14 protein-coding genes are annotated in these 12,288 nt (G+C 63.4%); 8 read left to right on the top strand and 6 right to left on the bottom strand.

Annotation, left to right across the window (positions count from 1 at the left end; genetic code table 11):
* The first annotated feature begins 231 nt into the window (after window positions 1-231).
* Entirely contained in the window at window positions 232-879 is a 648-nt protein-coding gene (locus METLW4_RS0121200; RefSeq protein ID WP_083919350.1) for a TetR/AcrR family transcriptional regulator, read from the top strand.
* 199 nt (window positions 880-1,078) lie between these two features.
* On the opposite strand, the gene METLW4_RS0121195 is transcribed toward METLW4_RS0121200, so the two are convergent.
* The 3 genes from METLW4_RS0121195 to METLW4_RS0121185 are packed head-to-tail and all read right to left on the bottom strand — an operon-like array spanning window position 1,079 to window position 2,849.
* Window positions 1,079-1,516: a DoxX family protein gene (locus METLW4_RS0121195; protein WP_018268240.1), complete on the bottom strand. Its 438-nt coding sequence runs from the start codon at window positions 1,514-1,516 to the stop codon at window positions 1,079-1,081.
* Window positions 1,517-1,568: 52 nt separating this feature from the next.
* Complete coding sequence (locus tag METLW4_RS26710) at window positions 1,569-2,456, bottom strand: pirin family protein (protein ID WP_018268239.1); 888 nt, start codon at window positions 2,454-2,456, stop codon at window positions 1,569-1,571.
* 51 nt (window positions 2,457-2,507) lie between these two features.
* Complete coding sequence (locus METLW4_RS0121185; protein WP_026191702.1) at window positions 2,508-2,849, bottom strand: 4Fe-4S binding protein; 342 nt, start codon at window positions 2,847-2,849, stop codon at window positions 2,508-2,510.
* Between the two features lie 179 nt (window positions 2,850-3,028).
* Between METLW4_RS0121185 and METLW4_RS0121180 the strand changes: the two genes are divergently transcribed.
* The 3 genes from METLW4_RS0121180 (at window position 3,029) to METLW4_RS0121170 (ending at window position 5,640) form a co-directional block, all read left to right on the top strand.
* Complete coding sequence (locus METLW4_RS0121180; RefSeq protein ID WP_018268237.1) at window positions 3,029-3,934, top strand: LysR family transcriptional regulator; 906 nt, start codon at window positions 3,029-3,031, stop codon at window positions 3,932-3,934.
* A gap of 151 nt (window positions 3,935-4,085) precedes the next feature.
* A complete protein-coding gene (locus METLW4_RS25695; protein WP_018268236.1) occupies window positions 4,086-4,745 on the top strand; it encodes a TIGR02117 family protein in 660 nt (219 codons plus the stop codon).
* A 172-nt stretch (window positions 4,746-4,917) separates the two neighbouring features.
* The gene (locus METLW4_RS0121170) at window positions 4,918-5,640 is read left to right on the top strand and encodes a hypothetical protein (RefSeq protein WP_018268235.1); all 723 of its coding nucleotides are present in this window, start codon (window positions 4,918-4,920) and stop codon (window positions 5,638-5,640) included.
* Between the two features lie 37 nt (window positions 5,641-5,677).
* Here the strand turns inward: METLW4_RS0121170 and METLW4_RS0121165 are convergent, their stop codons facing one another.
* Both METLW4_RS0121165 and METLW4_RS28915 read right to left on the bottom strand, forming a co-directional pair.
* Complete coding sequence (locus METLW4_RS0121165) at window positions 5,678-6,067, bottom strand: hypothetical protein (RefSeq protein WP_018268234.1); 390 nt, start codon at window positions 6,065-6,067, stop codon at window positions 5,678-5,680.
* Between the two features lie 259 nt (window positions 6,068-6,326).
* Complete coding sequence (locus METLW4_RS28915; protein ID WP_157235554.1) at window positions 6,327-6,986, bottom strand: ATP-binding protein; 660 nt, start codon at window positions 6,984-6,986, stop codon at window positions 6,327-6,329.
* Window positions 6,987-7,202: 216 nt separating this feature from the next.
* Here METLW4_RS28915 and METLW4_RS0121155 point away from each other — a divergent pair, with 216 nt between their 5' ends.
* The gene (locus tag METLW4_RS0121155; protein WP_026191700.1) at window positions 7,203-7,898 is read left to right on the top strand and encodes a VIT1/CCC1 transporter family protein; all 696 of its coding nucleotides are present in this window, start codon (window positions 7,203-7,205) and stop codon (window positions 7,896-7,898) included.
* A gap of 122 nt (window positions 7,899-8,020) precedes the next feature.
* On the opposite strand, the gene METLW4_RS0121150 is transcribed toward METLW4_RS0121155, so the two are convergent.
* Window positions 8,021-8,662 (bottom strand): methyltransferase family protein, encoded by a 642-nt coding sequence (locus tag METLW4_RS0121150; protein ID WP_018268231.1) that lies wholly within the window; start codon window positions 8,660-8,662, stop codon window positions 8,021-8,023.
* Window positions 8,663-9,131: 469 nt separating this feature from the next.
* Here METLW4_RS0121150 and METLW4_RS0121145 point away from each other — a divergent pair, with 469 nt between their 5' ends.
* The 3 genes from METLW4_RS0121145 (at window position 9,132) to METLW4_RS0121135 (ending at window position 12,249) form a co-directional block, all read left to right on the top strand.
* Window positions 9,132-9,368, top strand: coding sequence for a hypothetical protein (locus METLW4_RS0121145; RefSeq protein WP_018268230.1), 237 nt, complete (start codon window positions 9,132-9,134; stop codon window positions 9,366-9,368).
* A gap of 175 nt (window positions 9,369-9,543) precedes the next feature.
* Window positions 9,544-11,184 carry an NRAMP family divalent metal transporter gene (locus METLW4_RS0121140; RefSeq protein ID WP_018268229.1) on the top strand — a complete coding sequence of 547 codons (1,641 nt, stop codon included), beginning with the start codon at window positions 9,544-9,546 and terminating at the stop codon, window positions 11,182-11,184.
* 15 nt (window positions 11,185-11,199) lie between these two features.
* The gene (locus tag METLW4_RS0121135; RefSeq protein ID WP_018268228.1) at window positions 11,200-12,249 is read left to right on the top strand and encodes a DMT family transporter; all 1,050 of its coding nucleotides are present in this window, start codon (window positions 11,200-11,202) and stop codon (window positions 12,247-12,249) included.
* Window positions 12,250-12,288: the final 39 nt, after the last annotated feature.

The following is a 12,288-nucleotide window of genomic DNA, read 5'->3' as shown; positions in this document are numbered from 1 at the left end:
GGGGGCGCCTCTCATTGCGGTCGCGCGCTTTCGCCTCGTTCGAGGCTTTACGACGGCGGCTGCGGTGGTAAACTAAACCGTTCAGTCTAGTCCGCCGCCGGGTGAGGAACGCAGGATCATGCCGCTCGTCGTTTCGATCGACCAATGGGATCGCCCCGTCGAAGGGCGCGCGTCCTGGAAGAGCGCCGCTTGCGCATCCAGCGGGGGCAAAGGGGCTTTGGATCGATCGCTATGAGACCGTCACCCCTTGCGCCGGCGGAAGCGCTGGAATCTTCGGCGGGTCGGAAAGAGACCCAGATCGTCTCTGCCGCCCGAAACGAGTTTCTGAAGCGCGGATTCGGGGAAACCAGCATGGAGTCGATCGCGCGCGCCGCGGGCGTGTCGAAAACGACGCTCTACGCCTATTTCCAAAGCAAGGAAGCGCTGTTCAGCCATTTGATCGAGTCGGAATGCGATGAGAAGCGCATGTTCGAGCCTGCGCCGATGATCGGATGCTGCATCGACTCGGCTCTTCGAGGTCTGGGAAAGGAATTCATTCTCCATTTTCTCTCACAAGACGAAACCAAATTCTTCCAGACCGTGTCCAGCGAGCGGCTCCGCTTTCCTGGACTCTGCCAACTCTATTTTCGCACTGGCCAAAACAAGGCGAATGAATTTGTCGCCGCCTTTCTCGAAGACGCCAAAGCGCAAGGCTGGTTGACCTTCGGCGACGCCCATCTCGCGGCAAATCAATTCCTCAATCTCATATTGTCGGATCTGCCGATGCGCGTCGCTCTGGGCCTCGACCTGCCGAATGAGGCGGAGGCGGAGAGAGTGATGGAGGCGGGCGTATTCGTATTCCTGAGCGCCTATCGGGCGGCGCCGACCAAAAGCGCGTGACGCCGCGGCGCTCCGCGAACGTCACGACAGCGTCCATTTCGGCGCCCGCCATCGCCTACGAACATTGGGGAAGAGTTCTGCGACACGTGTCGAATCGTCGCCGATGAAACGCGACGCGCGCCGCCTTTCCGAAGCGAAAGGGCGGCGCGCATGGCTCGGCGTTGCAGTGTGCGACGCGTGCGTCTCGATCCCGAGCGCCTCACCTGCCGCGCGACGCGACAGGCGGCCGTCTGATCCAGCCCCACAGCACGAACAGCGATAGGCCGAGGAGAGGAAGATTCATCGACAAAGCGTTCGTCTCGCCGCGCATGATATGGAAGCCGATCGCCAAGACTTGGATGATGGAAAATCCCGCCGCAGCGAGCGGCGTGAGGCCCGGCTTGACGCCGATCAATGCGGGCAGGACGATTCCGACCGCGCCCGTCAACTCGGAATAGCCGATGAAGCGCAGCAGCCAGAACGGAATGTCGGTCGCATAGGCGACACCCATCGTCGCCAACGCCTCGGGCGTTGCGATGCTCTTCATCGCGCCCGCGGCTCCATACAGAAGCGCGAGCAGAATCTGTGCGATCCAGAGAGTCGCTCGCCAGCCCAGAGACGGGCGAACGGCGCTTGTCGCGGCTCCAGCTTCAGTCATGAGATTTCTCCTTTGCTTTGTGAGGGATTTGCGCCGGACGAACCGCGTGCGTTCACGCTCGTTCGATGGACGCTTCGTTCGAGGGCGCTCGGATCTTCGCCATGGGCGTCAATCGACCCATCTCGCCGGCTCGATAGCGCGCGAAGGCGGCGTCGATCTGCGATTGCTCGTTCATGATGAACGGCCCTTGCTCGACGAGCTGCTCGCGGATTTCTGCGCCCGAGAGGATCAGCAGACGGGCGGGGCGCAGCGCCTCGAGAGCCGCCGGCGTGTCGTCGCCGCGCAGCGTGACGGCCTGCTCTTCAGCGAGTCGTCGTTCGTCGCCTTCGGCGTGCACGAGAATTTCGCCGTGAAGAACATAGACGAGCGCATTGTCGCCGGCCGCGACGTCGAATGAGAATCCTCGACGCAGATCGACGTCCAGCAGGCGGAAAGGCTCGACCGGAACGAGCGGTGACGAGAGTCCTTCGAAGGATCCGACGATCACGCGCACATGGTCGCCATCGGCGTTACGCCATTCTGGCGCTCCATCTCTTTCGAGACGGAGGACATGCGGCGTCGTCAGCTTGCGGCTCGAGCTCGCGTTCACAAAAATCTGCACGCCATGAAGCTCACGACCCGCTTCGGACGGCGCCTCCTCATGGATCAGGCCGCTCCCCGCCTGCGTCCAGACGATCCCACCGGGGCCAATGACGAGATCGTCGCCGAGCGAGGTGCGGCTGCGCAGGCCTCCATCCGAATCCGGGAGCACATAGGTGACGGCGGCAAAGCCGGCGTGCGGATGCGGCGGAAACGGCGGCGCTCTCACACGAAAGTGGTCCAGCAACATGATGGGCGAGGCCGCGACGCCGAGCGCACCGCAATCGACGCCGCTGACGGAAAGGCCGAGGCCGAGGGTCCGTGTCGTCGCGGGGACGACGCGAGAAACGCGAGTAGACATAGCAGGTTCCTTTGCCGTTCTCGGGCGGCGGAGCGAAAAACGCTTCCGCGTTCAGCCGACCTCCGCCCCGACAAGTCGGAGCGCGCGTTCGGGGCACGCCACGACGCACAGGCCGCAGGCCCGGCAGGCGTCGGCCTTGGGGGTGAAGACCGTTTTTCGCCCGTGCGCCCAAGACTTCATCCGCGCGAGCAGCGGCATAGCGTCGAAGATTTCGTCGGGAAGACGGCCGAGCTCGAACACGCCATATGGACAGACCTCGATGCAATCGCCCTTGCCTTCGCAGCGGCGCGGGTCGACCTCGGGGCGATAGGCGCCGGGTTCCGCCTTGCATGCCTCGCCTGGCCGGTCGGGGTGGGCGGCGGCCCGTCTCACTTTCATAGGATTGGTGCTCACCGGGCTTTCTCCTGAGGATCGACGGCGCGCTCCCGACGATGTGTCGAGGCGGTGGGTTTCCTCGCCGCAGGCCTCTGCAGCGCGAGGGCGTCGACGCGCCGACGCCCTCAGTGATATGCGTTTGCCTTACATCGTCGTAGCCTATATATTTCGATACGATCCATCTGGTAATTGGATATATGCTCGACGGCGTCTCTCTAGATCAGCTTCGCACTTTCATCGCCGCGGCCGACGAAGGCAGCTTCTCGGCGGCCGGGCGGAGGCTCGGCCGCGCGCAGTCGGTGGTCAGCCAGACGCTCGCCAATCTCGAAGGCCAGCTCGGCGTGCGGCTGTTCGAGCGCAAAGGCCGTTACCCGCAGCTGACCGCCGAGGGAAAGACGTTGTTGTCGGAAGCCCGTTCCGTCGCCGCGAGCATGGATTTGTTCAAAGCCCGAGCGCGCGGGTTCGCCGGCGGGCTCGAGCCCGAGCTGAGCGTCATCGTCAATGTGCTGTTCCCGACCGAAACGCTGACCCGCGCCGTCGTCGACTTCCAAGCCGAGTTTCCCGACACGCCATTGCGAATCGCCGTGGAGGGATTGGGAGCCGTCATCGATTCCGTTCTCGGTCGCCATTGCTCCTTCGGCATTCGCGGTCCCTTGGCGATCGGCCATCCTGAGCTCGCCAGCGAGGCGCTGCTCGACATCCGCTATGTGATGGTCGCATCGTCTCGCCACCCATTGGCGGCGCACCGCGGCGCGATCCCGACAAAGGAGCTCGCACGGCATGTGCAGCTCGTCTTGAGCGATCGCTCTCGGATGACGGAAGGGCGGGATTTCCGTGTATTCTCCCAAAAGACGTGGCGTCTTTCCGACCTCGGCGTGAAGCATGCGTTCTTGCATGCCGGACTCGGCTGGGGAGGCATGCCGTTCGACTTCGTCGCGGCGGATTTGGCGAATGGCGCGCTGGTCCAGCTGGATTTGGCCGAAATGATCGTCGGTTCCGAAATGGCCATGTCGGCGGTCTACCGCAAGGATTCCCCGCCCGGCCCGGCTGGCCGTTGGCTCATCGAGCGTCTGCAGAGGATCGGCGAGACGCGCGGGGATTGAAGGTCTGTCGACGGTGGATTTCGAGAGGGGCGCGGCGCGCGCCATATGATTCCGCGAGAGGGGATGCTGCTCGAAGGCGGCATAATTCGCGTAGACCACAGAGGTCGGCTACGCGAGAATGCCGGGATTATAACCCTGGATAAAAGAGCCCATGCGCCGCGCCGCGCGCACCGTCGTCCTCATCCTCCTTGCGCCGCTGGTCCCCGCCGCGCTCTATCTCATTGCCGCCGCGATCGCGAGCCGCATTCCTGCCAATGACGACTGGCGCGAGCCGGATAGTGGCATAACCATCTATGTGCAGACCAATGGCGTGCACACCGGCGTCGTCGTGCCTGCGAACGCCGCCGGCGTCGATTGGAGCCATCGCATCCAACCGGGCGATGCGCCCGGATGGTCGACCACGCCGGGCTGGCTCGCTTTCGGCTGGGGCGATCGGGACTTCTATCTCAACACACCGACCTGGGCGGAGTTTTCGTTTCTGCGCGGACTGAAGGCCGTGACGGGGCAGGGGTCGACGCTGGTGCATGTGGACCTCCTCGAGGACGTCCGCCCGCGCGAGACGGTCCGTCCGCTGCGGATAACGCCCGAGCAATACCACCGGCTCGCCGCCTTCATCGACACCACATTCGCCGATCGGCGCGAGGTCATTCCCGGCTACGGTCCCAGCGACGTCTTTTATGGCGCGCGCGGCCATTACAGCGCGTTTCGGACCTGCAACGTCTGGACGAGCGAGGCGCTGCGCGCCGCCGGGATTCGAACGGCTCAATGGAGCCCGTTCGACGATGGCGTCATGCGATGGGCTTCACGATAGAGAAGGGGGCCGGCGCGGCGGGCCTCTGGTGAATTCCCGATTTCGTCGACCTCGGCGCCGCAATGAAGCCGAAGTGGCTGCGTATTGAGCGGTACGCCGGCATTTCGTTCGACCGGCGCGGACCAGAGGGCGCGGCGCTATCGCTGACGAGCACAAGCGCAGGGAGATCGTCTTGCACAAAATCAAATTCCGAATGAGCGGCGACGATCTCAAACCCCGCCGCACCCGAATGGAAATTCCCGGCTGGGCGGGCCAGCCGGAAAAGCGCACGGATGGCTCGCATGAGCACGCCTGGCATTGCGTGCCTTTCTCCGAATACGCCAAATATGGCGTCGAAATTTTCTACCCCTACAAAAACGAGCTGCGCGTTTCGATGCAGAACGGGAGGCTGATTTTCGACGGCGACTTCGGCTCGCCGCCCGATCCAGACCGCAGTTGGCCGCCCTTCCGTGATTTTGGCGGCAGCTACTACACCTATCAGCTTTTGCTCGATCTCCAGCCCGAGCCGGGTTACGCGATCAAAGTCGAGACGCATCCGAGCTTCTATACGGACAGCACTGGCACAGCGCCGATCGCCGTGCCGGCGATCATCCGCGAATGGTGGCCGATGATCTATTTTCTCGTGTTCAAATCACCGTCGGAAGGGCAGACTCATGTCTTCCGGGCGGACATGCCGATAGCCCAATTCACGATGATCCCGGCGGAAAGCGACGTCGAACTGGAGCCCATGAGCTACGACGAAGCCGCTGAACGCGAATTGCAATCGCGGCGCATCCACGCAAGTCGCGCAACGCTCGGCGCCGACTCGCAATGGCTGTCGACCACCGACACGGTTTTCGACGGAACCTATCGCCACATCCATGGTGCGGCGCGTTCGGTCGCGCCGAAGAAATAAAAGGCTCCCGTTGCGTGAACGGCGCGACCGGCACTTTTTACCACCAGCCGCCATTCCAATGGTGATGATGGTGATGGTGATGATGGTAGCGCGGCGGTCCATAGTAGTATCCCCCGCCGCCCCAACCCCAGCCATGATGATGATGATGATGATGGTGGTGACGCCAGCGGCGGTAATAGGGGTAGCCATACCCATAACCGCCATCGCCGTAATATTGGGCTGTCTGGATCTGCGGCTCGGGCTGCGAAGCCTCTCGCGCCACGGCCTCTTTCAAGAGCGCTCCCGCATTGGGAATTGGTTGCAGAAGTTCCGCATAGGAGCGGGGCGACATCACTTCGTCGAGTGTCTTCGCCTCGGCCGCCGGCGTCGCCGCAGCGAGCGGCAAGGCCGAAATCACACCGAAAAGTCCGACGGTCTTCTTGTCCATGGGCATTCCTTTCCGCCGGCGCGCGACTCACTCTGTTCGGCAACGGAATCGATGCGGAATCATTGTGGCGCGGCAACGACCAAGGCAAACATCGTCCTCCGCGCATGAACTGCGCGTGAATGACTTCAAGCGGATCAGATGGCCGCGTCGCAACGAAAGACCCAAAAATGCGATCCTTAATAATTCGTCAATTGGACTGCATCTATATGGTTTCAAAGGAGGGTCGCGTGGTCCCTTCCGTATGATGGAAAAGGCCGATCTATGAAATGGAGTCAAGCGATTGTCGTCGGGTTGATCGTAACGATGGCCCCGACTCTGGCGCGCGCCCAAGAGGACGATGAAGACCGCCGAAGAGACTATATGCATCGCCTCCACGAGGATTGCGAGCATGGCGATGATGAAGCTTGCGCCCGTCTCGACGAGATGCGGGAGGAATGGCGCGAGCGACATCGCCGGCGCGAATATGAAGAATGGCGCCGAAGCCAAGAAAGGCCGCGGGATTACGACGAAGACCAAAATAGGCGCCGCTTCGTCCCGCAGGCGGATCCCAAAGTCGCGTTGTGCTTGGCGATCGAAACGAATTACAATAATTGCATGAGGCAGCACGGCGGACGCCAGAACGAGTGCGCCGCCTGGGTCTACGAGCTGAAAACGAACAAATGCTTCTGAGGGCAATCATGCCGGCAGAGTGATGATCCGCCTGAAATCCGTGAGGGCTGCGAGTCCCAAAGCGAATTGCCCGCCATAGGCGTCGACGGATCGAGAGCCCGAGCCCGGCGCTCTCGGTCTTTTGGCGGAGTCGAACGCCCCGCCGCCCGAGCTCGATGAGCTTTTCGGGGGGAACTCCTGAGCCGTCGTCCTCGATGCGGATCGGCGACACGCGTTCGCGTTCCGCCGCTACATGGACGTCTGTGGCCACCCATTTGACCCCATTTTCCAGGAGCGCGCCGAACAGCTCTCCGGCTTCTTCGACGACGAGCGGTTCGATCGCTTCCTATTCAATGGTCGGCAAATGCAGTGCGGCGGACTGAGATCGCGCCCTCATCCCTCGACGAGGCATCCTCTGCGGTCGCCGTCGATCTGCTGTCACAATCGCCCCTTACTCGACGCTGGCGCTGTCTCGGGAACTCGAACGATGCCTGCAACGCCCCATGTAGAAAAGCACTTCACCGCCACGGAAATGGTTCGCGACGTCGTGATCGGCATGTCCGATGGCTTGACGGTGCCTTTCGCTCTCGCCGCGGGCCTGTCGGCCGCGGTCGCAAGCACCGACGTGATCGTGACCGCCGGCCTCGCTGAAATTGCCGCAGGCGCCATCGCAATGGGTCTCGGAGGCTTTCTCGCCGCGCGGACCGATGCTCAACACTACGCGTCCGAGGCGGCGCGGGAAGGTCGAGAGATCGACCTCATGCGCGACCATGAGATTCACGAGATCGAGCAGCTTCTCCAAGGATACGGCCTGACCGGCGATCCGCTGAAATCGCTGGTCGCCGCCATATCGGCCGACAAGGAACGGTGGATCGATTTCATGATGCGCTTCGAGCTCGGGCTGGAGAAGCCGGATCCGCGGCGTGCGCTGGCGAGCGCCCTGACGATCGGACTCGCCTATGTCGTCGGCGGCCTCACGCCACTCGTTCCCTACATGACGACGGACAACGTCGACACCGCGCTTTTGAGGTCCGTTCTCGCCACGGGTGTGGCGTTGCTGGCGTTCGGCGCGGCGAAAGGGCATTTCACCGGCGTCGATCGAGCGCGCGCGGCAATCCAGACCCTCGCCGTGGGGGGACTTGCCGCCTCGGCGGCCTTCGGTCTGGCTCGCGCTTTCGGGTAACGAGAGCCGTGATCTCTCCTGGTCCGGCCGCCGACATTCGTCCGCATGCCTTGCCGCGTCGATCTCTCTTCTTGGCAATGGCGGGAGCGCTTGTCTCCCGCTCCCCGATCGTGAGCGAAAGGTCAGTAAACGCCGGGGATCAGCCTCGCGGTGCGACCCGCATACTCCTTGTATGATGGGAATGTTTCTTCGAGCACACGTTCTTCGAAATTCATGCGCGGCCATTGAATGGCGATCGATAGCAGCGTCAAGCACAGCGCCCACGGCTGCTGATATCGAAACATGATGCCGATCAGAGCCAATAATTCTCCCGCGTAGAGCGGATGACGCACGAGCTTATACGGTCCTTCCGTCACCAGCGCGCGAGCTTGCGGAAGAATGCTGAAGCTGCGACCGAGCCAAATCGTCGCCGCGATGGAGACGAGCGTTCCGAGTAGGGCCATGCCGACCGAAATGGCCTTCGTCGAAGGCGACAGGTCGACTTGTGGGACGGCGACTATGAAGCTCGGCAAGAGAAAGCCGGCGGCGCCCGCCAGTTTCGGCAGAACGCCTTTCGCGGTCCGCAGAGACGGAGGCCGCAGCAAGATCACGCATATTATGAGACAGAGAAGAACGATATTGGCCGCGAGCGAGAAATTCACGAGAAGTCCTTCGGACGGGCCCATCATCTGGGACGAGCCATAAATGCCGAGAGAGAACCATGCGACGACAGGGCTCGTGAAAATGAGATCGAGCAGCTTCGCTTTGATGTATGATCGCGTCATTCGGCCCCGCCAATCCGCTCGATATAATTTCGCCGCCCGGAAATGCTCGACCGCGTCGGCTTAGCCGATCGTTCTCCGCTTGTCGACGTGACCTTATCCGGCGAGCGAGCTCGGGCATCGCCAGAGAGCGGCTTCGGCGCACGCGGTTCGGCGTCTCGTTTCATCGATTGGTAAGCACTATCGCCTATCCTGTGATTTGTGCTTGACAACCACAGCTTCGGGACCGATATCGCCCTCGGATGGAGGGGCCTCGCCCCCGCCGTCGACTCCGACAACCCAAGAAAGAAACATGGGCAGTAGCCGCTTCGGCGCCGCGCCCGCAGCCTCGTCTGCGCTCGCGACGCCACTCGACATCGAAACCACCCGCGGTCTCGGAGACCGCGTGAGAGGCGTCGCGAGGGCCTAGAGGCTCCTGCCTGCCGCTCATGCTCCGGGCCGTGGATCACAATGGCCAAAAAGGAGATGAGCGATGAACAAGCTCACCACAATCGCATGCGCGCGTCCGTTCGCTCGAAGCGCGGATTCTTTCCGCGCCGAGGCGCAGATCGTCGCGCCGCGCCGTCGCGCGCGGCGGGCGCCGCATTGCGTCTGGACGCTCGACGCCGCCTCGGGGCGGCTTCTGTGCGTGTGGACCGACGCGGCGCAGGCCGACGCTCGCCTCACCCAAGACAATGACGAGCCGCCCCCTTCGCGCCTCGCCGCCTGAACGGAGAGTGCGAATGAACCCCGGCCCAACCAGGCCCGCCGGCGAGCGTGAGCGCGACTCGGCGGGCGCTTCGAAATCCATTCCGATCCGAATTTGCCCGGGCGCGAGAGCGCGAGCGGTCCAGAGGGCGTGAGCTTTCGGGAAGGCTCGCCCTCCGCCGGAGAAAAGGCGAGCCATGACCCTGCATTTCAACCCGACCGAAACCGCCGAGAGCGCTGTTCTCGACGAGGCCCATATCGGCCATATTCGCGGCGCGCTGGGCACGATCCATCACGCCGATCACGGCCCGCGCATCGGTTTCAAGCGCCGCCTCCAGACGCTTCTCGCCATTCTCGGTCCCGGCCTCATCGTCATGGTCGGCGACAATGACGCGGGCGCCTTCGGAACTTATGCTCAGGCGGGCCAGAACTATGGCACGAGCCTGCTGTGGACATTGCTGCTGCTCGTTCCCGTGCTCTACGTCAATCAGGAGATGGTGTTGCGCCTCGGCGCCGTCACGGGCGTTGGACACGCAAGGCTCATCGTCGAGCGTTTCGGCAAATTCTGGGGCGCGTTCAGCGTCATCGATCTCTTCCTGCTCAACGCGCTGACCATCGTCACCGAATTCATCGGCATATCTCTCGCGCTCTCCTATCTGGGCGTCTCGCGGGAGCTCGGCGTGGCGCTGTCGGCCGTCGTCATAATGGCGGCGGTCGGCACGGGCGACTTCCGCCGCTTCGAGCGCTTCGCTCTGGCGCTCTGCGCGGGCAGCCTTGTTCTCATTCCGATCTTCGTGATGATCCATCCGCCGATGGCGGAGGTCGCGCGCGACATGTTCCTCGTGCAGTTGCCGAAGGACGGCAAGCTCAGCGAAGTGATGCTGCTGATCATAGCGATCGTCGGCACGACCATCGCCCCCTGGCAGCTCTTTTTCCAGCAGAGCTATGTGATCGACAAGCGCATCACGCCGCGCTTCATTCGTTATGAGCGCGTCGATCTCTGGCTCGGCATAGCGCTCGTCGTCATCGGCGCGGCGGCGATGATGGCCTTCACGGCGGCGGCCTTCGCCGGACGTCCAGAGGCCGGAAACTTCACCGACGCCGGCGCCGTCGCGGAAGGATTGGGCCGATATGCCGGGCGCCTGCCGGGCATATTATTCGCCCTCGCGCTGATCGACGCCAGCGTCATCGGCGCCGCGGCGGTGTCGCTGTCCACGGCCTATGCGCTCGGCGACGTGCTTTCGCTGAAACATTCGCTGCATCGCAAGCCGTCCGACGCCAAAGGCTTCTATGGCGTCTATTTCGCGCTCATCGCCGTTTCGGCGGGCCTCGTGCTGACGCCCGGCGCGCCGCTCGGCCTGCTGACCAACGCCGTGCAGACGCTCGCCGGCGTCCTGCTGCCGAGCGCGACCGTATTTTTGCTGCTTCTCTGCAATGACGAGGCGGTCCTCGGCCCCTGGGTCAATGGCTGGGGCATGAATCTCTTCACCGGCGCGATCGTCGCGATTCTCGTGATGCTATCGATCATTTTGACCGCTTCCGTCTTGTTTCCAGAGCAGACGAACGAGACCGTCATTCTGTGGATCCTCGGCGGCGGCTCGATCGCGACCGCGGCCATCGCCGTCGCGACGGGCGGTCTCCACACGCGGCGGCGCATAGCGCGTGGCGCGATCGGCCGTCACGCACGCGACAGCTGGCGCATGCCGCCGCTGCACGCGCTGCCGCCGGCCAAGCTCTCGATGGCGAGCCGCATATGGATGAGCGTGCTACGCTGCTATCTTCTGCTCGCCGGAGGCCTCGTTCTCGCGCGCATCGTCGCGCTCGCGGTCGCACACTGAATGTCTGCGCCAAACATGAAAACGAAAGCCATATCCTATGCCCTGCTGTCGGCGGCTCTGTTCGGCGTTTCGACGCCGGCCGCCAAGCTGCTTCTCGCGGACATAGATCAGCGCATCCTCGCCGGCCTGCTCTATTGCGGCGCCGGCGTCGGCGTCGCTTTGCTGCGCCGTCTCCCGCTTCGGCTCGGCCTCGCTGCGGAAGAGGCGACGCTCGGCGGATCGGATTGGGCCTGGATGGGCGCGGCGACGCTGGCGGGCGGCATCGCTGGGCCTTTGCTGCTGATGTTCGGCCTCGCGCATGCGGAAGCCGCAACGGCCTCATTGCTGCTCACGCTCGAGGGCGTCTTCACCGCCGCCATTGCATGGTTCGTGTTTCGCGAGCCTTTCGATCGTCGCATCGCCCTCGGCATGGCCCTCATCGTCGCCGGATCGCTCTGCCTCGCCTGGTCGGGAGCGCCGAGCCTTTCCGGCGCGCTCGGCCCTCTCGCTATCGCGGCGGCCTGTCTCGCTTGGGCCGTCGACAATAACCTCACACGCAGAGTCTCGCTCTCCGATCCGCTACAAATCGTCGAGATCAAGGGAATGGTCGCCGGCGCGGTCAATCTCGGGATCGGACTATTCGCCGGCGCTCATCTACCCTCCGTTTCGCTGATCGGAGCCGCGAGCGTCGTCGGCTTCCTCGGCTATGGCCTCAGCTTGGCGCTGTTCGTGCTGGCCCTTCGCCATCTCGGCGCCGCGCGCACGGGCGCCTATTTCTCCACTGCGCCCTTCCTCGGCGCGGCCGTCTCCGTCGTGGCGCTGCGCGAGCCTTTGACTCTGCAGCTCGTCGCCGGAGCGGGGCTGATGGGCGCGGGCGTCTGGCTGCATCTGACCGAAAGCCATGAGCACGAGCATTCGCACGAGGCCGTCGAACATTCGCATTCGCATGTTCATGACGAGCATCATCGGCACGGAGACCACTCCGATCATGAGAACGGCCAGCCGCACACACATTGGCACGCGCACGAGCCGCTCCTGCATGCGCATCCTCATACGCCCGACACGCATCACAGACACGATCATTGATCGAAGACCGAACGTCTTCGCGCGCCGTCCCTCGCCGAG

The sequence above is a fragment of the Methylosinus sp. LW4 genome, assembly GCF_000379125.1.
In the GTDB taxonomy this organism is placed as follows: Bacteria; Pseudomonadota; Alphaproteobacteria; order Rhizobiales; family Beijerinckiaceae; genus Methylosinus.
This window is presented reverse-complemented; position numbering and strand designations above follow the sequence as displayed.